The organism is Aporhodopirellula sallentina SM41, assembly GCF_000346505.1.
GTDB lineage: Bacteria > Planctomycetota > Planctomycetia > Pirellulales > Pirellulaceae > Rhodopirellula > Rhodopirellula sallentina.
This window is the reverse complement of record NZ_ANOH01000411.1, coordinates 1-25,935: the sequence shown is the minus strand read 5'-3', so window position 1 is coordinate 25,935 and position 25,935 is coordinate 1. Positions and strand designations below refer to the sequence as shown.

15 protein-coding genes are annotated in these 25,935 nt (G+C 56.3%); 10 read left to right on the top strand and 5 right to left on the bottom strand.

Going from position 1 to position 25,935, the window contains the following annotated elements:
- The first annotated feature begins 141 nt into the window (after positions 1–141).
- The 3 genes from RSSM_RS26755 to RSSM_RS26745 all read left to right on the top strand — a co-directional run bounded on the left by RSSM_RS26755 (position 142) and on the right by RSSM_RS26745 (position 6,088).
- Positions 142–3,561 carry a DUF1553 domain-containing protein gene (locus RSSM_RS26755; protein WP_008687110.1) on the top strand — a complete coding sequence of 1,140 codons (3,420 nt, stop codon included), beginning with the start codon at positions 142–144 and terminating at the stop codon, positions 3,559–3,561.
- 10 nt (positions 3,562–3,571) lie between these two features.
- On the top strand, positions 3,572–5,020 hold the full coding sequence (locus RSSM_RS26750) for a DUF1501 domain-containing protein (protein ID WP_008687109.1): 1,449 nt from the start codon (positions 3,572–3,574) through the stop codon (positions 5,018–5,020).
- A 243-nt stretch (positions 5,021–5,263) separates the two neighbouring features.
- Entirely contained in the window at positions 5,264–6,088 is an 825-nt protein-coding gene (locus tag RSSM_RS26745; RefSeq protein WP_008687108.1) for a MerR family transcriptional regulator, read from the top strand.
- Between the two features lie 168 nt (positions 6,089–6,256).
- Here the strand turns inward: RSSM_RS26745 and RSSM_RS26740 are convergent, their stop codons facing one another.
- On the bottom strand, positions 6,257–7,699 hold the full coding sequence (locus RSSM_RS26740; protein WP_044303743.1) for a UDP-glucose 6-dehydrogenase: 1,443 nt from the start codon (positions 7,697–7,699) through the stop codon (positions 6,257–6,259).
- Between the two features lie 373 nt (positions 7,700–8,072).
- A complete protein-coding gene (locus RSSM_RS26730) occupies positions 8,073–10,499 on the bottom strand; it encodes an endo-1,4-beta-xylanase (RefSeq protein WP_008687104.1) in 2,427 nt (808 codons plus the stop codon).
- Between the two features lie 45 nt (positions 10,500–10,544).
- Between RSSM_RS26730 and RSSM_RS26725 the strand changes: the two genes are divergently transcribed.
- Positions 10,545–12,284, top strand: coding sequence for a hypothetical protein (locus RSSM_RS26725; protein ID WP_236621418.1), 1,740 nt, complete (start codon positions 10,545–10,547; stop codon positions 12,282–12,284).
- Entirely contained in the window at positions 12,281–12,757 is a 477-nt protein-coding gene (locus tag RSSM_RS26720; RefSeq protein WP_008687101.1) for a hypothetical protein, read from the top strand. Before RSSM_RS26725 ends, RSSM_RS26720 begins: the two co-directional genes overlap by 4 nt.
- Positions 12,758–13,194: 437 nt before the next feature.
- On the opposite strand, the gene RSSM_RS26715 is transcribed toward RSSM_RS26720, so the two are convergent.
- On the bottom strand, positions 13,195–13,758 hold the full coding sequence (locus tag RSSM_RS26715; protein ID WP_044303752.1) for a GNAT family N-acetyltransferase: 564 nt from the start codon (positions 13,756–13,758) through the stop codon (positions 13,195–13,197).
- Between the two features lie 817 nt (positions 13,759–14,575).
- On the opposite strand from RSSM_RS26715, the gene miaA reads away from it, so the two are divergent.
- The gene (miaA, locus tag RSSM_RS26710) at positions 14,576–15,682 is read left to right on the top strand and encodes a tRNA (adenosine(37)-N6)-dimethylallyltransferase MiaA (protein ID WP_008687096.1); all 1,107 of its coding nucleotides are present in this window, start codon (positions 14,576–14,578) and stop codon (positions 15,680–15,682) included.
- A gap of 314 nt (positions 15,683–15,996) precedes the next feature.
- Here miaA and RSSM_RS26705 read toward each other — a convergent pair whose 3' ends face one another.
- The gene (locus RSSM_RS26705; RefSeq protein WP_008687095.1) at positions 15,997–17,088 is read right to left on the bottom strand and encodes a type I restriction endonuclease; all 1,092 of its coding nucleotides are present in this window, start codon (positions 17,086–17,088) and stop codon (positions 15,997–15,999) included.
- A 433-nt stretch (positions 17,089–17,521) separates the two neighbouring features.
- Between RSSM_RS26705 and RSSM_RS26700 the strand changes: the two genes are divergently transcribed.
- From RSSM_RS26700 to RSSM_RS26690, 3 genes are all read left to right on the top strand, one after another.
- Positions 17,522–17,995: an Rrf2 family transcriptional regulator gene (locus RSSM_RS26700; protein ID WP_008687094.1), complete on the top strand. Its 474-nt coding sequence runs from the start codon at positions 17,522–17,524 to the stop codon at positions 17,993–17,995.
- Complete coding sequence (locus tag RSSM_RS26695) at positions 17,979–18,674, top strand: class I SAM-dependent methyltransferase (protein ID WP_008687093.1); 696 nt, start codon at positions 17,979–17,981, stop codon at positions 18,672–18,674. The genes RSSM_RS26700 and RSSM_RS26695 overlap by 17 nt, the downstream gene beginning before the upstream one ends.
- Positions 18,675–18,831: 157 nt before the next feature.
- Positions 18,832–19,551, top strand: a complete 720-nt coding sequence (locus RSSM_RS26690) for a GDSL-type esterase/lipase family protein (protein ID WP_044303751.1) — start codon at positions 18,832–18,834, stop codon at positions 19,549–19,551.
- 312 nt (positions 19,552–19,863) lie between these two features.
- Here the strand turns inward: RSSM_RS26690 and RSSM_RS26685 are convergent, their stop codons facing one another.
- Positions 19,864–22,110 (bottom strand): right-handed parallel beta-helix repeat-containing protein, encoded by a 2,247-nt coding sequence (locus RSSM_RS26685; protein WP_008687090.1) that lies wholly within the window; start codon positions 22,108–22,110, stop codon positions 19,864–19,866.
- A 978-nt stretch (positions 22,111–23,088) separates the two neighbouring features.
- Between RSSM_RS26685 and RSSM_RS26680 the strand changes: the two genes are divergently transcribed.
- The gene (locus RSSM_RS26680; protein WP_160168183.1) at positions 23,089–25,785 is read left to right on the top strand and encodes a CotH kinase family protein; all 2,697 of its coding nucleotides are present in this window, start codon (positions 23,089–23,091) and stop codon (positions 25,783–25,785) included.
- The last annotated feature ends 150 nt before the right edge of the window (positions 25,786–25,935 follow it).

The following is a 25,935-nucleotide window of genomic DNA, read 5'->3' as shown; positions in this document are numbered from 1 at the left end:
TGTCGCAGTGCGGTAGTAAACCCCCAAGCGACCTCCGCCACGGATCACTCCCCCGCACGCTCGCTCCGTTTTTTCGGCACGCCACTCCCTCGGCTCGAAGACGCAGCGTCCCACCTCCCTCCCCCGCCAATCGCTACGTCAATGTTTGCAAAAACAATGCATCGCCGCTGGACTCACCTCATGGCGGCGTTCTCGATCTTCTGCGTCTCCCCCGCCCTTGCCGGCGACGCGATCGACTTCAACCGCGATATCCGGCCGTTGATCTCGGGCAACTGCATCATGTGCCATGGCCCGGACGAGGAAGAGCGTGCCGCGGGCTTGCGGCTCGATACCGAAGAGGGGTCCCGCGAGGACCTCGGCGGGTATGCCGCGATCGTGCCGGGTGCCCCCGACGAAAGCGAACTGCTCGAACGGCTAACAACCGACGACGAAGACATGAGGATGCCGCCCGAAGGCAAGGGCCGCGCCCTCACTGAAGACGAAATCGAACTGGTGCGTCGTTGGATTCGCGAAGGAGCCAGCTATGCGAAACACTGGTCTTACTCCAAACCGAAAAAGCCCGATCTCCCCGAGGTCAGCAACCGACAGTGGCCAATCAATGCGGTCGACCATTTCATCCTCGCCAAACTCGAGGCCAACGGTCTTTCGCCCTCCGAACCGGCCGACCGCCTCACGATCGCTCGTCGCGTCGCACTCGACCTGACCGGACTGCCACCGACGTGGGAACAAGCCAACGCGTTCGTGAATGACAAACGTAACAATGCCTATGAACGCTACGTCGACGGTTTGCTCGCGTCGCCGGCGTTCGGGGAACGGTGGGCCCGCGTGTGGTTGGACCTCGCTCGCTATGCCGACTCGTCCGGTTACGCCGACGATCCTCCGCGAACGATTTGGGCCTATCGCGATTACGTCATTCGCTCGCTCAACGACAACAAACCGTTCGACCAGTTCACGATCGAACAGATCGCCGGTGATTTACTAGACAACCCCACCGACGATCAACTCATCGCCACCGCGTTTCATCGCAACACGATGACCAACAACGAAGGCGGCACGAACGACGAAGAGTTCCGCAACGTCGCGGTCGTCGACCGAGTCAACACAACGATGGCGGTTTGGATGGGCACCACGATGGCGTGCGCCCAATGTCACACGCACAAATACGATCCGATCACCCACGACGAGTACTACAAATTCTTCGCGTTCTTTAACAACACCGCCGACGCGGATCGAAAAGACGAGAAGCCGGTCCTCGGTGTTTGGTCCGATCAACAACGAGAAGAAAAACAACGCCTCGAAAAACAAATCACCGACCTGAAAGCCGCCCTCCAACGCAGCACACCACAGATCGAGGCCGCGCAATCGAAGTGGCTCGCCGAACTGAAAGCACACCCTTCGTGGAACACGGTTCGTCCCATCGCGGCGACCTCGTCGAACCGGCCGCTCAACGTTGACGAAAACGGTTGGATCTCGACCGATTCGGAAACACCGCACGAGACCGTTTGCCGCATCGACGTTCCGCTCTCCGCCCCCATCACGGGAGTGCGTTTGGAACAGCAACAAGGCGACGCCCCGAGCACGACCTCCGCCGCGAACGAAAACGCAGCGAGCGGCAGAACAGTGCCTGTCCCTCAATCAGTATCCGCATCATGGCGACCTCACGCCGCCTCTTCCGTCGACGCGAGATACGTCCGCATCGAATTGCCGGGCAAGAATAAGTTTCTGCACCTCGCCGAGGTCCAGGCTTTCGCCAACGGCGTCAACGTTGCCCCGCAAGGCAAGGCCACGCAAAGCTCGTCGAAATATAGCGACAATGCCCACAGCGCGATCGATCAAAACACCAACGGCGATTTCACAGCCGGTTCGGTAACGCACACCGAAGGCGAAGACACACCCTGGCTCGAGATCGACCTTGGCTCCGTACAGCCGATTGATTCGGTCGCGATTTGGAATCGTACTGACGGCGGCAGCAGTATCATTCAACGCCTCCGTGGTTTCGAGATTAAGCTACTCGACGAGCAACGAAACAAAGTCTGGACGCATCAACCCGAAAACGTTCCCAGCCCGAACGAAACCTATCCCGCCGACGGCGCCGTCAATCTGTCTCTGAATCCGATCGCCTCTCCGCAGACGGACCCTGGTTCGCCCACCGCACGCTTCTTCGCGTTCGAAACGCCACGTGATCTCTCGAACGGGTTGCTGACAGTCCGCCTGCCCAACGTGCCTGCGGAATCCGATCGCATCCGACTCTCGGTAACAACGGACGACACGTTACCGCGTTGGACGAAACTGCCCAAAGGCATTCAAAAGCTGGTCCGCGCGTCGACACCGCTCGATGCCAATGAGCAAAAGAAACTCGCCGAATACTATCGCGGGATCACACCGTTGCTCAACGACCGGCGTGACGAACTGAAGTCACTGCAATCACGGCTTGCGAAGATCAAACCGCAAACCACCGTTCCCATCATGAGGCAACTGCCCGAGAACAAACGCCGAACGACGCACGTGCATCTCCGCGGCAGTTATCTCAGCCATGGGAACCAGGTCGAAGAGGGAGTCCCGGAAGCGTTCCACCCTTTGAAGATTGCTCCTGGCAAAGACCGCCCCGACCGCATGACGCTCGCCCGTTGGCTCGTCGACGATGACAACCCGCTGACCGCACGCGTGATCGCGAACCGACACTGGGAACAGATCTTCGGAATCGGCTTGGTCGAAACCAGCGAAGAGTTCGGCTCGCAAGGAGAACTACCATCGCATCCGAAACTGCTGGACTATCTCGCCGTGGACCTTCAACAAAACGGTTGGAACTTAAAAGAGCTGTTGCGTTTGCTGGTGACCTCGGCCACTTATCGACAGTCCAGCGCAGCGACACCGGAACTGCTCGAAGCGGATCCCGCCAATCGGCTTTGTGCTCGCGGTCCACGCTTTCGCGCGTCGGCCGAAATGGTACGTGACCAAGCGTTGTTCGTCAGCGGTCTGTTGAGCCCCAAAATGTACGGGCCTCCGGTTCGTCCGATGCAACCGGACCTCGGGCTGAAGGCGGCGTTCGGCTCCGCCACCGATTGGCAAACCAGCAAAGGGGAAGACCGCTACCGACGCGGCATCTACACGATGTGGCGCCGCTCGAGCCCCTATCCATCGATGGCACAGTTCGATGCACCCAATCGCGAGGTCTGCACGGTCCGTCGCATTCGTACCAACACGCCACTGCAGGCACTCGTCACGCTCAACGATCCGGTCTACATCGAAGCCGCTCAGGCGTTGGCTCGGAATGTTATCGCCTCGTCCGATTCTACCGACGAACGAGTGATGACATTGTTCCACCGAACGTTGCTGCGAGACGCGTCCGCGGAAGAGGCGGCACGTATCGAACAGTTGGCGGGCGAACTCAACGCGTACTACCGCGAACATCCCGAAGACGCCGTGCAGATGGCAACCGCCCCGCTCGGCCCGCTCGCAGAAGACGCACTCACCGATCAGGTCGGCATGCACGACTATGCCACCTGGACGGTACTCGGCAACGTTATTTTGAACCTCGACGAAATGTTGATGAAACGATAAAGGCGACGACATGGACCCTCGACTCGAATCCCTTCACCTCCGCACCCGACGCCATTTCCTTCAGCAATCCACGGCTGGACTTGGCGGGATCGCGCTGACCAGTTTGCTCGCCGATGGAGCCGCCGCCGCACGTCCGACTGACAATCCGATCGCCGTGCAGCCGTCGCACTTCACCCCGAAGGCCAAACGGGTGATCTACCTTCACATGACCGGGTCACCACCCAACCTGGACATGTTCGACTACAAACCCGAACTCGCCGAACGCGACGGCCAAGAGTGCCCTGACGCGTTTCTCGAAGGCAAAGAATTCGCATTCACTTCGGGGACACCCAAACTCATGGGGTCACCGCGAAAGTGGTCTCGGGTCGGCGAAGCAGGCATGTGGATGTCGGACGCGATCCCCCACTTTCACGACATCGCCGATGACCTTTGCGTCGTCCACTCGATGCACACCGACCAATTCAACCACGCACCGGCGGAGCTACTCGTCTTCACCGGTTCACCACGGTCGGGCCGTCCGTCGATGGGCTCATGGGTCACCTACGGGCTCGGCAGCGAAAACGAAGACCTGCCCGGTTTCGTCGTCCTTATCTCCAGCGGCGTCCAACCCAACGGCGGCAGCAATTCATTCGGCAGCGGTTTCCTGCCGTCGGTCTACCAAGGCGTGCAGTGTCGTTCGCAAGGCGATCCTGTTTTGTATTCGTCGGACCCGGCAGGCATGAACCGTGACTTGCGCCGCAAGAGTCTCGACGCACTGCGTGACCTTAACCAAATGCAGTCCGCCGCGATGGGACACCCCGAGACGATGACTCGCATCGCACAGTACGAACTCGCGTTCCGAATGCAAGCGTCGGTGCCGGACGTGATGAACATCTCGCAGGAGTCGCAACAAACGCTCGATGACTACGGTGCGACGCCCGGCGAATCCAGTCTCGCGAACAACTGCTTGCTCGCCCGGCGACTCGTCGAATCGGGAGTGCGTTTCGTGCAGTTGTTCGATTGGGGATGGGACTTCCATGGCACCGCCGCGAGCGAAGGGATCACCGACGGTCTAACGCGAAAGTGCGCGACGATGGACAAACCGATCGCCGCCCTGATCCGCGATCTCAAACAACGCGGCCTGCTCGAAGACACGCTCGTGATTTGGGGTGGTGAATTTGGACGCACGCCGTTTCGCGAAGGCCGAACATCGGGCAGCAAGGTGCTCGGTCGCGACCACTATCCCGATGCGTTCACCATGTGGATGGCCGGGGGCGGAGTCAAAGCCGGTTTCGAATACGGTAGCTCCGACGAACTCGGATTCAACGTCGCCGAGAATCCGGTGCACATCCACGACCTGCAAGCAACCATCCTCCACCAACTCGGCCTCGATCACGAACGCCTGACGTACCGCTTCCAAGGACGCGACTTCCGCCTGACCGACGTCCACGGCAACGTCGTGAAAGACATCCTAGCGTAACAGCCTCTCTTAACTCGATTCGCACGTTGTGGATCTTGTTAATAAAGATCCTCATGCAGCAGGACCTCATGCAGCGGGATTTTTAACAAGATCCACTACCACCTACCCGACAATCAAGCTGCGTAGGATTCCCAAAGCCCTAAATCTCGCGGCGATACCGGCAACGCAACGACCTGCCCGTCTTCAAAAAAATTCCGCACCGTCGCTTGACCCTCCCCCTACGGGAGCCCGTAAACTTCGGGCATGTTCAGCATCGGTGAATTTTCCAAGATGACAGGCCTGACCGTGAAGACCCTTCGGTTCTATCACGAACAGGGCCTTCTTGCCCCGACCCACGTGGAAGCGGGCAGCGGATATCGGTTCTACAGCGAATCCAAAATCGAGACCGCTCGCGTGATCGCCACGCTGCGTGACCTGGATTTCTCACTCGCGGACATCAAACAGATCCTACGCAACCATAACGACGACGCGGAAATCGTATCGTTCCTCGAATCGCAGAAAGACGAGATCCGAGAACGCATGCGAAAAGACCGCGAGGTGCTCAGGTTGCTCGAGAAAACAATCCATCACGAGAAAGACGCGACCACCCAAATGCAACAAGCAACCTACCAAGTCGAACGTAAATCAATCGCCCCGCTCCTCGTCGCAAGCGTTCGCATGAAAGGCAAGTACAGCGATTGCGGCAGCGGCTTTTCCAAGATCGGGCGGAAATTCGGCAGATACATTTCGGGCAAACCGATGATGTTGCATCACGACAACGAATACCGAGCCGAGGACGCGAACTTCGACGCCGCCATGCCAATCAAACGCGGCGAATCGACCGATGAAATCGCTGTCCAGGAATTACCCGGTGGCGACTGTTTGTCACTGATGCACCTCGGCCCATACGACGAACTCGGTCGTTCGTACGAGAAGATTCTCAAACAAGCCAAAGCAGATAACTTGCAAATCGATATGCCCACCCGCGAGATTTACCACAAAGGGCCAGGCATGATTTTCAAAGGCAACCCGAAACGCTACCTCACCGAAATCCAGTTCATGATCGCGAGCGATACCGAGAACGCGTGACACCACTGATGCAATATTGGATCACCCATGCTCACTCGGCCCGCTTACTCTGCCAACTGACAACGCTAGGTGTTCACCACGAACAGCGAGATTAGCGTCGCTGATAGAGACCATCGCTCATCGAGACAACGAGCCACCTCGATGAGCAATCGCTTTGACGCCTCTCAACTATCGTGAGAAACCGATGCCTTGATAGATGAAGCCGATGTCGGCCAACGGGAGGTTCTTCAGAATGTTTCGCCCGTCGAAAATGAACGCCGGCTTCTTCATCTCATTGTGAATCCGCTCGAAGTCAGCGTCTTTGAACTCGTCCCATTCCGTCAACACCGCGATACCGTGGGCGTCTTTGGATGCCTCATGAATGTCAGTAACGATCTCAACGTTTTCGTTAAGCAACTTCTCCGACGCGGCACTCAATTCCGAATCACCGTTTCGCATCACATCGGCGAGGTCACGGCGAATTTGCTCCGCGTCGACCCGTGGATCGTAGATTGAGATTTTCGCACGTTCATGCAGCAAGTCGCGGCAAATGTAAATCGCCGCCGATTCACGCGTGTCGTTGGTGTCCTTCTTGAACGCAAAACCCCAGATGCCGATCTTCTTGTCCGACACCGTGTTGAACAACGTTCGTACGATCCGGCGGACAAACCGAGTCTTTTGATAGTCGTTCATCTTGACGACTTGTTCCCAGTACTCGGCGACTTCAGGCAGGCCGAAGTATTCACACAGGTAGACCAAGTTAAGAATGTCTTTTTGGAAACACGATCCTCCGAACCCTACCGAAGACTTCAAGAACTTCGGTCCGATCCGCGAATCCATCCCGATCGCCATGGCGACTTCATCCACATCAGCCTCGGTTGCCTCGCAAAGCGCCGAAATCGAGTTGATCGAAGAAACGCGTTGGGCCAAGAAAGCGTTCGCGGTGAGTTTCGATAACTCACTGCTCCACAGGTTCGTCGTCAGCAATTTCTCACGGGGAACCCAGTGAGCGTAAACGTCAACCAAGGCATCGACGGCCGCTTTGCTCTCGCCACCGATCAACACACGATCCGGTGCGACCAAATCTTCCACCGCGGTGCCTTCGGCAAGAAACTCCGGGTTGCTCAAGACGTCGAACGTCGCCCCCGAAGAGGCTCCCGCGAGAATCGCTTTGACTGCCTCGGCCGTTCGCACCGGAAGCGTTGATTTTTCGACGACGATTTTGTGTCCCTGTGCCACTTCGGCGATCTTGCGGGCACACTTTTCGATGAATTCCAAGTTCGCTGCTCGGCCCGCCCCGACACCGAAGTGTTTGGTCGGTGTGTTCACCGAGATGAAGATCATTTGGGCGTCCGCAATCGCCTGATCAACATCGGTCGAAAAATGAAGGTTTCGACCGCGACTTTCCGAAACGACTTCGTCCAACCCGGGCTCGTAAACGGGCAATTCGTCGCTGTTCCACTGAGCGATCCGATCCGCGTTGATGTCGACAACCTTGACCTCGATATCAGGACACTGCTTGGCGATCATGGCCATGGTCGGCCCACCAACGTACCCGGCACCAATGCAGCAGATTTTGCGAATCGGTTCAACGTTGGTCGATTGTTCGAGCTGTGGTTGAGTGAGAATCATCTTGTCGTGACGTTTGGATACTGGAGGAACGGGCAACCGATTATCGGCAACGAAAGAGGACCACCATCCTAGTTGGGAAAACCTTCCTAGGCGAAGGGGTCTCCCCTGGTCCCAGAAATCCCCTGAGTGCCTTCAATGATGGTGCCGATTGTAAGGATCATTCGCCCGCCATGGTTCGCAAATTGCCCCCAAGATCCTTCCCCAAGAACCCGTGGACACAAACATGAAAAATTTCGCATCCCAATGAAGATCTCAAGAATCAGCACGCCGGTAGCTGAAACAGCCGACAAGCTCAGACTCTCCACCACCAACACACCACCAAGCTCCAGGCGACTCCGGCTACCATCTGCGTCCCGGCCACCTATCACCTTTATCAACGAGACATCAGTTCGAATCGCGTATCCGTAGGCGTGACCGTGATCAGCCAACTCTTGCGAACACGACCAAGCGCATCAAGCTCGTCGACCTCGTAATTTCCTCGGCGGAGGGTTTGCGTTGCCACGGCCGTTGCATCGGCGGGAAGCTTTTCCGCTCCGGCCGACTCGCTCGACACCGGCCGGAACCGCAGCGGTTTCCAATCTCGGTCGAGATGATCGATCAGCACTTGCCCGTGGGGTAGCAGATTCCATTGCTGGTCCCACATTGCGGTCCCTTCCTCACTCCGCCAATGTTCGCCCTCCCAAAATCCCCATACCGTGGTCGACGTGAAGGAAGGTTCCGAGGCGATCAATTCCAGAAAGTCGCGGGTGAAATCGGCTTGCGTTTGCCGATCGATATGTTGATCGTCAATATCGAACTCCGTAACATGCAATTTCAAACCCAAGCCCGTGAACCGCCGAATCGTTGACTCGATACTCGCGATCGACGGCAGACGCTCGCTCTTGAAATGGCATTGAAACCCCACCCCGTCAATCGGCAACCCGGCGTCCAAGAAATCGGAGATCAGTTCATGGAGCGGCCTCGCGTTCGGATGCCCCGGCAGACTCAATACCTGATCCTCATTCACAAACAATTCGGTCTTGGGATGAGCAAGAGTTCGCACCTCGCGAATCGCCGCTCGCAAGAACTCCCATCCAGTGATTTCCCACATCTCGTCATGCAGAATCGGATGGTTGAGCACATCCCACTGCGCGATGATCGGATCGTCGGTCCCCTCGATGCTGCCCGAAAGTGCCACCAATGCGTTTTGGCGAATGTGAGCTGCCACTCGCCGCCGCATCTCCATCATCCCCACGCGAACACCGCCGCCACGAGTCACCAAGATCTCCTGATAATCCTTCCACAGATCCGGCGGCGAAGGCCAATCAACCGGATCCCCCCAAAGCACGCTGTGTCCCCTTAATGTCAGACCGTTATCAATAGCCCACTCCGCCGTCTCGATCGCGCGTTTCGGATTTTGTTCCCACGCCGCCCATTGCTGAGCGTTCTCGTCCGTTACGCGGTCGAAGTACTTTTTGACAACAGAACGATACTTCTTGGCATCCTCCGACGCCCACATCTCACCCGCCGTCGCCGCAACCCACCGCGAATTCACCGCCGTTCCGATTTCATACTCCGCCTTCTTCAACCGGTAGCGGTAAGAACGCTCGGCCCCAGGTGGCGTGTCAACGTAGAACCGAACCGATTCACTGCGAGTTTGCCGGATCCGCTCCGCCACCCCGGAACGCCACGACGCGTCCGCTTCCCTGCCCTCGTAGCTGAAGATCCCTTGTGGCAAAAATGGGTGACGTTCTTTGCCGAAATTCCAGAACTGGAAACCGGCGATTTCCAACGTCTGTCGACCGTATCCCACTCGAACGCTCAACGATGACTCGCCGGCGGGGATCGCATCCGACAACCGTGTTCGCAACAACAACGGTTGCCACGTCTCACCAACCGTGAACGTTTCCTCGATCCCGACATAGGGAGCTTGGTCGTGCTGCAAACGGACTGTCAATTTGCCTTCCGCGTTGCCAGACTGCTCGCCCGTCGAGTCTTCCATCACCCGAGCAAACAGACTAACGAGAACCTCGTCTCCTTTCTCGACGCTTGATTCCAGCGGCCAAGATAGCGAATCATCCCAAGGGTTTTCGGCCCCGACCACTGAGACTCGATCGACCAACGCAAAAGGCAAACCAATACCGTCCACTCTGGTTCGGCGATGGGATTGGGAATCGCCCGTCCATTGCGGTGCTCTGGCCTTCTGACCGAACACGAACGCCTCCCCGCGCTGCCGCTCGGTCACCTCACCGGCGATGGTGATTGTGACCTCCCGACTACTCGGTGCCCCCAAACGATAGGTGGCCCCATTTTCAATCTCAGGCGTCAGACCGCCGCTCTCTCGTAAATCGTTTTCGGTGTTTGGCAACAATCGCAGGACAATTGTCTCGGGCCCTTCGAGCCGGTCATCTTCGATTGGTTGAATTCGCACGTACTGAAATTCTTGCCCCGACGAAAACTTAACGATCGGAGACAACCTCTCGTAATCGTCGCCGTTCGTTGCCGTGCCCTCGATCGACAACCTCACCGCGAGCGGCTCGCTCGTGTTTCCACTGCGGATCAAAGCAACGCGTGCGGGGAACGCAAATCCGGACGCTTCGGTCGTTTGGCTCACCTCCGCATGCAGCCTGACCAGCGGCATGTCACCCTCCTGCGAACCCGCCATCGCTGCCTCGCCGATCAACAACCAAACCATCAACGCCGCGAGTGTCGCCATCGTCAAAAGAACCGTTGTACGGGTTGTGCCGGTCGATCCAACGGTAGGGATGTCGGTCGCTGAATCGGACTGGTTTCCCCAGATCAGGTGGCGGGTAGTGTGCAAAGGGAGACCTACGTTTGACTATCGAATCTGCCTATCAAGAATTTCGTGGTACCGCTCAAGACCATGTCGCTCGAAACCACCTATCGCATTCTAGCCGAAACGTCCCGACCGGAAGCGGTCGATGTCCTCGCCCGCGGTCTGACCAGCGAAGACGCTCGGGCACGTCAATACTGCTTCCGCACGCTGGCCCAGCGAGACTGCCGGCGATCGCATGAATTGGTGATCGCACACTGGGATCGCTACCGCGACGAAATTATCGAAGCCACCAAGAACCACCGCGAAGGATTATGCGCAACCGTGGTCGAGACTCTCACCGACGAACTGTCCAAAGCGGAAGCCGGTGACGCAAAACTCGACGTCGATCGCACGGCGGTGCTGACTGAGATCGTGTTGTTCTTTTCGATCCGCGATGCGTTGCCGCTGCTGATCGACGCTTCGTGGAAAAACTTCTCACACATCGTTCGTCAACAATGCATCGACACCGTCGTGCCTTTGGCGAGCACCTGGGGCAAACACGCTCGCCGTCAATACGCGGGCCAGCGTCCCGATCCGAACGTCGAACGCCAACGTTTGGAACTGACAAACCAACTGCTTCAAAGCGCCAAGAATTTCCAGAAACACCGATGCGAAGAACTGCTCGACGCGTTCCTCGTGATCAGCACGTGGAACGACCCCGCATTGCGAGCCGCACTGACAGACGACTCGTCCTGTCGCACCGTGCTCCTCCGCCGTCTTCGCAACAGCCAACAGCAGGCCGTCATGGAACTGCTGGCAGGTTTCATACGCCGACGATCAATTCCTGATTGCCTGCTCGGTCTCATGCTGCAACGCTGCGATGCGATGTACTGCGAGACGCTGCTGCAAGTCATCACACCCGACCCCTCGTCGGTCACCCTGACGAACCTCAAAGAGTACGGCCTGCCTGATTGCCTCCGAGGTGGTGTTTCACTACTGCGAACGCTCGGTATCGACCGCGACGCCGCGATCGCCCACGCCTATACCATGGCGATGCAACATGATCCGGAAACGATCGCCGTGCTGCTGGAAATCCTCCAACGACATCACGCCCCCATCACCTCGAGCCAAGCCGCCTACGATGCGGTCTCGATTTGCTTGAGCCGGTGTGACGTGCCCAACGCCGACTACTGGCTACAAGCGGTCAGCAGCGATCGCATCGAAGCGTTATTGGCGCCCCCCGAATCGTCGGCCAGCCACGATCCCCAAGCGACAGAAAAAGCCCGCACGGCAAACACCGCCGCAGAGGCCACGACGAACACTGACCGTGACGAGTTCTCACACAGCGAATCGTTTGAAGATCGCGCCGCCGACGTTTGTCTGCGATTGGTAAAGTGGGCCGAAGCCAAGAAGTCACGCTTTAGCAAACCCGCCAAACGGCTGCTGGGCGAGTTCAACATCAATAACATGTTGCCACTGTTCCCAACGCTCTCCGCAAAAGAGCGGATGCGAATCGGCAAGACGCTCATGCGGATCGACCCTGCCACGCTCGATGTGGTTCGCGACGGCCTACGACACGCGGTCATGAGTCGACGCATCGAAGCGATCGAGTTTGCGCAAACGCTCGGCCTTGTTGAATTGATGATCGAACCGTTTACGAACATCGTTCACAGCGACCACCAACGGGCCCGACTCGCGGCCGCTGAAGCTCTCGCGACCGCAACGTGTGATACGTCGGCAGGTCTACTAAAAGAACTCGCCACATCACCACTCGGTTCACTTCGCGACGCCGCCAAAGATTCACTCCAACGTCGGGGGATTACCATATGAACGGAAACGAAACGACGCTCGATCTGATGCACACACACATCATCGACATCTGCACCACGTCATGGCTGTACCTCGCCGAAACGCGGCGAAGCGAACTCGCACCGGAGTATCGTGAAATCGCACCCACGCAAGGATTCCCATGGTGGATTGTCGCCGCGGTGCTGCTGGGACTGTTGGTCGTCGGCGGAATCTACTGGGTGATCTGCCAACTGCGCGTTCCCGCCATCCCAATCGCTGACGACCTCACACTCGAATTGTGCCGAGCCCATCGCATCGGTCTTCCACACCGTGTCGCTCTCGATCACGTGGCAAAGCTCGCCGGCATGACACAAACCGCCGAACTGTTCCTGTCACCCACCGATTTCGACGCCGCAGTGAAGAAAGCAGAAAGGAAAAGACGCCTGCGCGGCAAACAAAGAGAATCGCTGTACCTAGTCCGCCGCCTCATCTTCAGCGACATCCAGCCCGCCTAACGGCACCGTGCCACTCCCCATCAGCCGATCGGCATTAGCCGCGGTTCCTACCACGACTTGATTCCCCACAACTTCTTCACGCCGGACGCGTGTCAAGCAATTAACCGGTGGTCGAGCGTAGCGAACACCACGGCAACAGAGTTTCCAACAAGAGACTTCGACCCCGGAGGGGCCGCGGAAGATCAGGCTTGGTTGCAGTGCCTCAGCCAGGGAAAATAATCAGTGCCAAGTAAACAGGGCCAAATTAACGCTGCGCACCGGTAACCGTGGGGTCGTTTCACTCAACCCACGACTACTCGCTGAGCATCCCTTCGGGGTAGTCGTTCACTTGTGGCTCATCGATTCCCTCCAAATCCCGCCAAGCCGCCATTCGAACGCGTCTCTTTCACGAGGCACTCTCTCGCCTCAACTAACCGATCGCGTTCACGGAAAACGGATCAACCAACGATTTCGCACGCCTTGTAGACGACTTTCGCGCGGCGAAAACCGATTTGCTCATACAACCGAATCGCTCCGGTGTTCGCGGTGGTTACCTCGAGGTGCATCTTGTCCAACCCAGCAGCCTGGAATCCCGCGGCGGCCCGGTTGAGCAACAATCGCCCCAATCCTCGACCGCGATGCTCCGGCGTAACGCCGAGATTCTGAATCGCTCCCCATCCGTCCTGCTCGAGCCCTTGCACGGTTCCTACCGGCATCCCACGACCACCGGGGCGATCTCGATAACGCAGCAACCAAGTCGATCCCGGCACGAACGATGCCCGCGAAGTAATCTCACGCATCAAACGCAGACACCCGTCACGACGGCCGAGGCAAGGAAAGACGTCCGCGTCGATCTCGCGAAAGAAACTGTGATACTTGGCCTGAGCGTGTTCACGCACCAAACCTTCGTCGAAACCGATCAACTGATATCCCGCATCGGTCAAGGATTCATGATCCCACTGCGCACGGAATCCGCGCAGGTCTAACTCCATGCGGTATCGGCGAAAGTAAGTCATGCCCATGACGGTCGGTTCCAACAGAGAAACGATGACAGGCGAACAATCAAAACGAGATTAAAAACCGATCCGAATACAACGAGCCAATCGGCGCTAGCCGCGGTTCACACGGCACATCCGGACCAAACGCCCGCAGGCGGAGTAACGTGGCGACCGATCAACTTGGCTGCTCATCAACTTGCGTGCTGATCAACTGACCCGCCGATCAACCCGCTCGAGCTTTCAAATAGGTTCTCACAAATTGTGCCGCTTTTGAGACAAATGGCAATGGACTCGAGTGGCAATTCAAATGGCAACGGCCCGAAACACTCGTTCCAATTCCGACTGCACAACCAAACCGGTTTGTGCGGCCATCCTGCGAAACACGCCCCACCGAGGCCGGATTCAGCGTCGATTTCTCGTTAACTGATCAGTCTAAGGCATTTTGCCAAGCCTCACCGGTCACCGAAAACGCGACGCGCAACCAGAAACGATCCGCCTGAGAAGCCCCAGGAACACACCCTTCCAATTACCCCGGCGCAACCACCCCGCATATCCGCACAGCCATAACATTTTGACCGATCACGGATGCGAAATGAGTCAACACCCTTTCACAATCGCGAACTCTCCACGACACTTGATTCTACCACATCAGTGAACTTCGTTTGGACTTTCTTTGACTTCGATGACGCCCGACCCCAGGACCGCACCAGATTCACCGAGCACAGGTTCGCATCACGCCGACTCAACAAACACCCGCTCCATAGGCACCGGCGCTGCAGGCACTTCATCCCCGAACCACGCATCCGCCGACTGTTTTCCGGGGCTTCTTGACCGCGTCATCGTGCTAACCGGTCCGACCGCGTCGGGCAAAACGCAACTTGCCCTGCGAGTGGCAGCGGCCTTGTCGAACGCAACGGTTGCCACGGGCTCCACTCATGCCCCTCAAAACTCCGGCGTCAGCGACCGTCGCTCGATCGAAATCATCTCGCTCGATTCGATCGCCGTCTATCGCCACATGAACATCGGGACCGCCAAGCCCTCACCGGAAGAACAACGCCAGGTCCCGCATCACTTGATCGACGTCGTGGATCCCGACCACGAATACAGCGTCGCGGAGTACCTCGCCTCCGTGCACCGACGCGTTGACGAAATTTGGAACCGAGGCAACCGCCCGATGTTTGTCGGTGGCACGCCGATGTATCTCAAAGCCATCCTTCGCGGGTTCGATCCCGGACCGCCCGCCGATGAGTCGTTCCGACAATCGGTGATGAAAGATGTCGAGCAACACGGCACCGAGGCTCTTCGGAAACGACTCGAACAAGTCGATCCGTTATCGGCGGCGCGGATCGATCCGAGCGACGTCCGACGGATGATTCGGGCGTTGGAGTTCGCACGAGAAGTCGGCATACCGATCAGCCATCGACAGAACCAATTCGATGCCGCACCCGAACCCGAAGAAGGATTGGTGTTCACGATTCAAACACCGCGCGCCGTGCTGCACCGGAGAATCGAAACCCGCGTCGAGCAGATGTTCAAAGCAGGATTGATCGACGAGATACGAAATCTCATCACTACATATCCGAATCTATCCAAAACAGCCCGCACCGCCGTCGGATACCGCGAGGTACTTGAGAGCAGCGAGTTCGCACGCCTGATCGAAGCAACGACGACGAACGTAAAAGAGGAGACGTCAGAAACCGGCAATCACGATCTTCAACCAAATCAATTCGACTGGTCATCCGTCGCCGAGCAAGTCCTCTTCCACACGCGCCGTCTCGCCCGCCGTCAAGAAACCTGGTTCCGATCCTTCAGCGAAATGCGACCAATCGTGACGCATCTCAACCCAGACGATCCCACCAACTCAGAACCAACGGCGCGCCCGATCAAAGACCTCGTCTCCGAATTAACCGCAACAATCGCCAAACACCCAATCTGGACAACCCCGTAACTGGATTCGCCAGAAGTCAGACACACACCGTGGGCGGCACCATCCACATGCCTCATTCGCCCATCCACGTAGTGCGGTCCTTCCAAGCCCCAGTTCCCCACCAGTGAGCCGAAGTGCGTAAGCACTCGGGTACTCGGCATATCGGCCCGCAAACCAAGTCGACGATTCCACCCGAGGCCTAACGGCCATTCGGCTCACGGTTGCGACGCCCGGATCATCGTCAAGACATGGTGCGTGGCACAATCAGTCTGCTCGCTCCCCCGGACACCAAATTCACCGAGGCTTAGAAAGCAACCGGCATTTCCACCATCAAGTCATTCAACCGGCGCGCTCGCTGGTTCGGCGCTTCCGTCATATGCATGGATAGATCCAACAATCTGCTCTTCAAAGTCATAGATTGCCTCCAACCTTTCAATCGGGTTGCGAGTTTCGTTTTTCTCGGCATCGAACGTCCCAATGTACTTTTGCCCGCCGTTGAAGTGCAGACGACAGATCGGCTTCCGATTGTTATCGTCCAACAGAACTCCGCAATAACTCTTCGTGTCTCGCATCACAACCCGCTTCACCGGGATATGCTTCGCCAAGATCGCACGAACGATGTGGAACCCCTCAATTTCCTCTGCGGTCGTCACGATTCCATTGTCTTGCGGTTCATCATCTGCCTCAGATTCCGGTGCCTCAATATCCGCACTGACACCCTGCAAAGCCGACTTGAGACGATTGCTCAGCCGTTCATTGATAAAATCTCTGAAAGCTGATTTGACGAGAGGTCGAAACTGATCGCAAACGGCAGCGGTAAAACGCCCATCGTAGATCTTCGACGTCAAATGCTTCACCAATTCATCGCTTGGTGACTCGACCTCAGTAGCCAACACCGCCCCCAACTGCTGAGTGTATTTTAGCTCGGTTGCATTGGCCAAGATGTTGTCGAGGTTGAACACACTCTTCCCGAACTTGCTTAATTCAGCGACGTCTCGTGCATCAAAATCGTTGAGATCGAATTTGAAGAAAGCCTTTGAATCCATCTGATTCGGCGAATCGAGATCCGTGTAGAACCAAAGATGCTGTCCGTTAGTGAGGACAGCAAACCTTGCCGCCGTAACGCCAAAATACCGGTACAACTGCGAAGCGTGCTTGAAATCCAACTTCGTGTTGATCCCTTTGCACTCAATCAGAATCGTTGGCTCACCGTCGACGACAATCGCATAATCAACCTTCTCTCCCTTTTTGACTCCAACATCCGCGGTGAATTCAGGAATCACCTCAGTCGGGTCAAATACGTTGTAACCCAACGCATTTATGATCGGCATGATCACCGCGTTTTTCGTTGCTTCTTCTGTGCTGAGCAACTCTCGTTGCGAATCAAGCCGAGATGCTAGCCTGGTAAGAGTATCGAAGAGTTCCATGCCCACTTTCTCCTCTGGAAAATTGCTTGAATGTTTCCCTAATCCACGCCTCCAATGGTAGCAAATTGTGCACGGGTGGTATACAGGGCACACCTTGGAAGAGAATCCGGTTTCAGAGTCTTAAACGCTGCGACAGATTCCCAAAAGACACGGAAAGAATGTCTGCACCTTTTTCGGAATCAAGCTCGTGGTGCTCTAGCGTCTGAAGCCTGGACTCCGGACGTTCCCCACCAATGAGCCGAAGTGCGTAAGCACTCGGGTATTCGGTATGTTGGCCCGTAAACCGAGTCGACGATTCCACCCGAGGCCTAATGGCCATTCGGCTCACGGTTGCGACGCGAAGACCAACGCCGAGACATGCTCATTGGCACGATTCCCATGCCCACAAGTTTCCAGCTTGACGAAAACACCTTCACGTAATACCGTAAGTTACATGAAGCGAGATAGCAAACTATCGGGCGTGCTCCACATTTTGCTGCACATGGCAGAACTGGATGAACCGGTCACGTCCGATGATCTGTCCAAGATCATGGACACGAATCCTGTTGTGGTGCGTCGCCTGATGGCGGGACTGCGCGAGCAAGACTACGTGCGATCGGAAAAGGGACATGGTGGCGGTTGGACGGTGGCGTGTAACCTGGAAGAAGTCACGTTGCGGGACATCTACGAAGCGGTCGGCAGTCCCTCGTTGCTGGCGATCGGCAACCGCACCGATTCGCCGGGATGCTTGGTGGAGCAATCCGTGAACGCTGCGCTAGGCCAGACGTTTGACGAAGCCGAGCAATTGTTGCTACAGCGACTCGGTGAGGTCACCCTGGCATCACTCAACTCGGATTGCCATGAACGACTTCGAGCCAAAGGTGTTTCTCTCAAGGCAAAACGGAATTCTCATGGCGTCCAACGATGACTTTTTGAGGGCAGCATTTCATGATCCGCAAGCGGTTGCCAACTACGCGGATTCACCACGGCTTGCTTTCCCCGGTTTCACTGACATGCAGCGGATGGCGACATTGTTGCTGGCTGAACGTGTTGGAACCGGTGGGCGTGTTTTGGTTGTCGGGGCAGGCGGCGGGCTGGAACTGAAGGCCTTCGCCGAAGCCCAACCAAGCTGGACGTTTGATGGCGTTGATCCATCGCCATCGATGCTGCAACTGGCCACTCAAACCCTGGGGCCGCTTGGCTCGCGAGTTTCTCTTCACGAAGGCAAGATCGACGTCGCACCGAGCGGACCGTTTGATGCAGCGACATGCATTTTAACCATGCATTTTGCCGACGTCGAAGAGCGAAAGCAAATGTTGGCTGCCGTGCGCCAGCGTCTTAAGCCGAACGCACCCTTCATTGCCGTTCACATGAGCTTTCCGCAATCCGATGGGGCACGTTCGAGGTGGCTGTCGCGATACGCCGCGTACGTCACAAGTTCTGGAGTGGAACCTGCAAAAGCAGAGAAAGCACGCAAAGCAATCGACTCTCATCTCACCATTCTCGCCCCCGAACAGGACGAATCGCTCATGCGCGAAGCGGGGTTCTCCGACGTCAGCTTGTTCTACACCGGATTCGCGTTTCGTGGTTGGGTATCCTATGCATAGCGAAACCAAAATCAGAATGAATCGACGAACTGCGGCTGCGATTGAACCTGCATCAAGTGATGACAGGTGGCATCCCCTGCCCTCTCCTCGAAAACAACACGCCACCGACTCCGATCACTGCTCCCACCGTTCGGCAAACCAAACGAAACACAACACTATGCCAAACAGAATCATCACCTTCATGGCAACAGCGACAGTGTTGGTAACCTCGATGGTCGCGTTGGCAGAAGGAAAGACAGCGCCAATAAAAGTAGCTTGTGTGGGCGATAGCATCACTTTTGGATTCGCGATAGAAGACCGAGAACACCAAAGCTATCCCGCTCAACTCGCCCACGCACTCGGCGACGGATGGTCCGTTGGGAATTTTGGACGCAACGGTCGAACGGTGTTGAAGCAGGGACACGCTCCTTACTGGGACACTCGGGAGTACAAGGCTGCGCTTGCCATGAATCCCGATATCGTGATCATCAAACTAGGCACGAATGACTTAAGGCCTATGAACTGGGAGAAACACCAGGCGGATTACGTTTCTGACTACGTTGACTTGATTCGCTCTTTCCAGGATCTCGATAGCGAACCAAAAATCTGGATCTGCTATCCGGTCCCCGTTTATCCCGGACATGACAAATTCAAGTTCGGTAACGAGGTGATCGTGAATGAACTCATTCCGAAAATCAACGAGATTGCCGAGCAAACGGGAGTCAGCATCATCGATCTCAACACCGCTTTGAGCGGCAAGAAAAAGATGTTCCCCGATAGCATCCATCCAAATGCAGAAGGCGCGAAAGAAATAGCGAAACAGGTTGCAAACGCAATTATGAAACACGTGTCGGCCAGTGCCGAACAAGCACACACACATCCGTCCGCAACCCACTGAAATCCGCAACCTGCTGAGCATCGAAAAATCGAGAACCGATCCAGCCACCTCGACAAACCAATTAGCCGGCGGGCGTTCGCCCCGTATGCTCCATACAAACCGCGGCTAACGACCATCGCTAGATTTTACTAGCACGAAGCACAAGCGAGTGACAATCGCGACGACGTTCCTCCCGTCGCAAAGATACCTCACCCACAACTTTCGTGTCCTTCGTTCTTTTCTTGGTCAATAGCGACAGCCACCATCACTCTCGCGATTGCCTTGTCGCTCATCCCGAATCAGTGGATACCCAAAAGGGTTGTCACGCTGCTGCTATGGCTGCATTTTGACGAGTGACAAAGCAGCGACGGCCCATTGCGAATTCGATTCCCCGGTACCAAAGAAATCGCCGCCCAGAAAGTCGATGTTCAGCTCGCCGTCTTTCACCTCAACCGATCCCGTAATCTGAGTCGGCACACCCGCCTCCTCGACATGGAGAGAAAAGGCGATGCCTTCCGCCTTGACACGCAATTCTCCCCTGGGATGAACTGCATCTGGTAACTGAACTGTGAATTCCCACATCCCGTTGCTGACTTTGTGCCGTAGTTTGCTGGTTCCGTATCCCGTCATGAAATCGCGGGCGACGGGATCAACTGCGTCCTGCGAACCTCGGTCGATGGCCGTGATGTTGATGCCACTGCTGATATCGAGATGGCCTCGGGCTTCTGGTGTTACTGGACTCCAACCTTCCCCGACCGGCGAATCGTTTGTTCCGAAATCGTAGCGATACCGCGTCGACTCGGAATCAACATAGGTGTAGTGAATGCCCTCTTCGTTTCGCGGTCCCGCTTGGTCGATCGCCATGTGCTTGATCTGCGGTGCGACGCTCTTGAGATTTCCTTCCGTGATCGCGGACACGAGTGAATCCAACGTGGAGTAGTCGTCATCGCCTGCCACGTTGTTATCGATGATGCTGAGGTTCAGGTATGGTTTGTCCTTTAAACGCAGAACAGACCGACAATCGATCGCCAAGTTGTCTTTGAACATCGTCCCGGTGGGGCGTTCGGGATGGTTTTCCAGGATATCAACCATCTCTGGATAGGCTTTGCTCCACGGTGGTTCCTTGTGGTTGAATTGTGCGACGCTGTGGACGCGTTTGGGGTTCTCGGCGGTGTAGTTTCGATGGATGCCTCTCGCGTCGAGATGGTACCCCGCCGAGCAATCGACCGCGATGTTTCCTCGCGAAATGTTGTCGTGCCCGCCACCTACAAAAATCCCCGTGTGCAATCGGTAAAGAACATTGCCATAGACCAACGCTCCGCTCTGCCCATCGTCAAAGTAGATTCCTTCGCCGCTCGGGCTGGAGTGAATCAGGTTGTAGCGATAGACATTGCCGCGGCCGGCCCAGTCGAGAACGGAATAGAAGCCGCCCATGTCGTTGGAGACTTGGGCAAAGTGATAAACGTTGTTGTATTCCAGAAGATGCTCGTTTCCCGAAACGCCCACCCCGAGATGCGGTGTATCGTGGATCTCGTTGTGGCGAACCTTGACTCCAACGCCGGAGATTTGAATCCCCGCGGCGTATATTTTTTGAGTTCGGGCAAAGTGGTGGATATGGTTATCACGAGCCTCATGATGACAGGGTGTCAATGTCGTGCGGTCGCCACCACTGATTACGATCCCGCCACCACCAATCTCGTAGATATGGCAACGTTCCACCGTATGTTTCCTGCCACCGCTGATTCGAACGGCCGTCTTCCCGAGATACCGGAAGGTGCATTGTGAGATCGACACTCCCTCTCCGTCGTTGACAACGATGCCATCGCTACGCCCGACCTCGAGCGTTAAACCCTTCAACGCGACACGATTAGCTCCCTTGAGTTCGAACAACGGCTCCTTCGAACTTGCGATCGTAATGCGAGCTTCGTCTGGAGATACGACGGGCAGAAAGTAAAGCTTATTGGTAATGAAATCGACAGCCCATTCACCGGGCATGTCGATCTCCTCGGGCAGGTTGATCGCAATGTAGGGCTCGGCACCGTTGCCCTGGGGCCGCTTGTATTTATTGCCTATCCCCAGTGCCACCTTGGTGGAATGGTAAACCAAATTTTGGTCCGCGTCCTGCTTGGCGACTCGGACGGTGTCGACCTGCCACGGAACCCGCCAGTACCCTTGCAGCCACAGCCCACCTCGTTCAATCGCATCAGTCCAGTCACGGTGACGATCATCTCTCCACTCAAAGACGCCAGGCGTATTTTGTGTGACCCGCTTCATCTTCATGTTGCCGACGTTGGGGTACCGAGCGAGCGGCATGCGTTCCCCGTCAACGAAGACTTCAAAGAGACCTCCGGTACCATCGCCAAATCGGTCCGGCCAGGGACGCATTTCACCGACGCCAGCGGTACCGAGATCCAATTCCACGATACGATCGACGACCTCTTTTCGGAAGAGTTTCCGATCCTCGCCCGACACCCTTCGCAGTTGATTGGGCCCAAACGAAACTCCTGACGTGATATGGGACTTCCCAGGCGACGCTGCTCTCCAGACGACGTCGGAGTCACGCTCATCCATCTTCAGCACAGTATCCAATGACCACGATCCACGACCGAGAATAATCTCAGCACTCCTCCCCGCGATTTCTCTCGCGGCGTCTCTCGCACGATGCAAAGTAGCAAATGGGTGTTCCCTTGTTCCAACCCCGTCGTCGTCCCCGCGAGGGGACACAAAGAATCGACGAGGCCCATCGGTTGCCAATGGCCCTCGAGCCGAATCGTTGCTTGCCTCCTGCCCTACAGCGGCGAGTGACGGAGTGACCAAAAGAGCAAGCAGCAGAGGGCTCCATAGCGAAGATGACCGGCCCGGTAGATTCATCAAGATGTTCCTATCCAGTGATGTGCGACTCGAAATGTCTGCTGTCGAATAGAGCACGAAAACGCGTCCAGCCGAACACAGTAAATGATACTCGGTCTTATCACGCACTACCTCAATCAGCCACGCGAACCCAAAGTCAATAGATAATGGGTGGACCTATCTTCCCTTCGCGAAGAAGTGACGTAGGGCATGCTCCGCATACCACCCCGATCTCTATGCACTTGCATCAATTTCCAAACATGACTTAGGCCTATGCCATACGTAGCGAATGTCGCCAAGACTTTCGGCACCACCACCGTCGACCAGCCAAGCCGAAACTCTTGGTGAGTTTCGCTACCGATGCCACTCGTCGAGCGTGCACCCCATCATGGGCTAGACGATATGTCGCACGCCTGCCGTCGAGGCTCGAAAACCTCTCCAACGCGGTCACCTCGGCACACTTGCGTGAATGTGCGAATGGCTTTCACGAATGCCTTGGATTTTCGCAACGTAACTCGCCATGAATTGCAAATTGATGGCGGGCCCAAAATCTTGGCGACTTCCACCATGACATTGACGCCCCGGCGAGCAGGGGACTCGTGACCTGGTTCACTGCGAGATTTTCATTTTTTTGGTGGCCCGATGTTTGCTTCGACAACGCATTGGAATTTAGATCGTAATTCCACCATTGAAATCAACCGCCAAGACATGAAACTTCCAAGTTCTGCAATCTCACAAGTCCGCCGCTCGAACAACACCAAAAAAACACGTCGACATCGCACATCACGTTGCCTGCGTGCCGAAGCCCTGGAGGCGCGCCAGATGTTGGCCGGTGATCTTTGCATCAACGAACTCATGGCGGACAACGATTCGATTATCGAAGATCCCGATGAAGTCGGAGCGTTTGACGACTGGATCGAAATCTACAACGCAAGCACCGATGCAATCGACCTGAGTGGGAAGTTCTTGACCGACGACGTCAGCGATCCGGAGCAGTGGGAATTTCCATCAGGTTCGTCCATCGCGGCGGGCGAACACCTGCTGATTTGGGCCGATGGTGATACGGATCAAGGGGACAACCACGCTTCCTTCAAATTGTCATCTGACGGTGAAACGGTCGCACTTTACGACACCGACGGAACCACCCTGCTCGACTCAATTGAATTTGGTGCGCAGTTGACCGACGTTTCCTACGGTCGCTCGCCCGACGGCGGTGACACTCTTGGTTCGATGCTGACTGCAACGCCTGGTGCCGCCAATTCGAATATTACGGAGTCGAATGTCGCACCGACCGCGGATGCAGGTGGACCATACGCGGGTACCACCGCAGACACCATCTCGCTATCCGCTTCGGCATCCGACGACGATGATGGGACCATCGCGTCCTACGCTTGGGACCTGGACAACGACGGCGAGTATGACGACGCGACCGGCGAAGACGCAAACTTCTCTTCAATGACGGCGGGCACGTTCGTCGTCGGCCTACAAGTCACCGACGATGATGGTGAAACCGACATCGACACGGGAACGATTGTCATTTCAAACGTGGGAGACGAAGTGTCGCCCTGGGACCCTGTTGCCATTGATGATGCATCCGCCGCATTCTTCGACGACACCTACGTTCACGAGATCTACATCACGTTTGAAGATGACGACTGGTACGACACGCTCTACGATTCGCACGCCAATGATCCAGACGATCCGTATTTTGAGGCCAGCTTTGTGGGCGACGGGATCGAACTGGACCAGGTTGGCGTTCGCTTCAAAGGCAACTCGTCATTCGATGGCACAGGCGTGAAGAAGTCGATCAAAATTGACTTCGATGAATACGATGAAGACAACGACGATCTAACGTTTCAGGGTTTGAAGAAGCTGAACCTGAACAACAACTATAACGACCCGACGATGCTGCGGGAGAAACTGTTCTACGACTACGCTTCGAACTTTGTGGAAGGCGTTGGTCGTGCGGTGCATACCAAGGTCTACATCAACGGTGAGTATTACGGGCTGTACACGGCGGTCGAGCAAATCGACAAAACGTTCGTGCAAAGCCGGTTTAGCGACGACGAAGACGGAAACCTCTACAAGGGAACCGCGTCGGACGATGCCTTACTGGAAGACCCGCAAGCCGACTTTGGTTCGGACCTGACGTACCTGGGCACTGATCAAGCGGACTACGAAGAATTCTACGAACTGAAGACCAATGAGACCGCGAACGACTACACGGATTTGATCGAGTTCATCGACGTGCTCAACAACGCTCCGTCGGGTGAATTGGCCGACGCCATCGAACCGCTGTTGGATGTCGATGATACGCTTGCTTCGCTTGCGCTCAACAACCTATTCGTAAACTTGGATTCGTACATCGGTGCGGCACACAATTACTACCTCTACGATCGTGACGACACGGGTGAGTTCACGCACGTGTTCTGGGATGTGAACGAATCGTTCGGCACATTTACTCAGTTCGTCGACCGATTCCAAGATCCGGTCGAGATTGATCCCTTCTGGTTGCCGACGGGAACGGTCATGGGGCCTCCGGGAACTCCTGTGGAAGACGAACCGCGACCGCTGGCGGAAAACCTGTGGGCAATCGATGATTACAGCACCGACTACCTTCGCGATCTGGCTGAGATGCTCGAAGAAGGCTTCGATGTCACGTCGGCTACCGCTCGAATCAATGAGCTTGCCGACCTGATTCGAACCGACGTAACCGCGGACCCGAACAAGCAGTACACGACGGCACAGTTCGAGCAGAATCTGACGACCGATGTCAGTGACGGCATGAGGACGATCTACGGACTAACCAGTTTTATCGAAGATCGTTCCACATATCTGACCTCGGTTCTGGCGACGTACGATCTGGATCCGGAATCGATCGAGATCTACATCAACGAGATCATGGCTGACAATGACGCAACGATCGAAGACCCCGATGAAGCGGACTCGTTTGAAGATTGGATCGAGCTATACAACCCCGGCACAACTTCGGTTGACCTCAGCGGATTCTACCTGACCGATGACGCCGAAGATCCAACCCAGTGGCAGTTCCCCGATGGATCGACGATCGACACAGGCGGCTACCTGATCATTTGGGCTGATGACGATACCGACCAAGGCGACGATCACGCATCCTTCAAACTCTCCGCGGGTGGCGAAAGCGTTTTGCTTTACAATACTGACGGCGAAACCCTGGTCGATTCGATCACGTTTGACGAACAAACGGCAGATGTTTCCTACGGACGATTCCCTGACGGTTCCTCGACGTTGACGGTGTTGTCGGTGGCGACTCCCGGTGCGATGAACACCAACGACACTATTGAAAACGTCGCGCCAACCGCTGACGCGGGAGGCCCTTACACCGGAACCGTTGGCGATACGATCTCGCTCAGTGGCACAGCCTGATCCGACGGCGACGGCACGATCGCGGCTTACGCTTGGGACCTGAACAACGACGGCGAGTACGACGATGCGACTGGAGAAACCACCTCGTTCGATGCGGTGACTGCAGGCACGTTCACCGTCGGACTACAATCACTGACGACGACGGAGCGA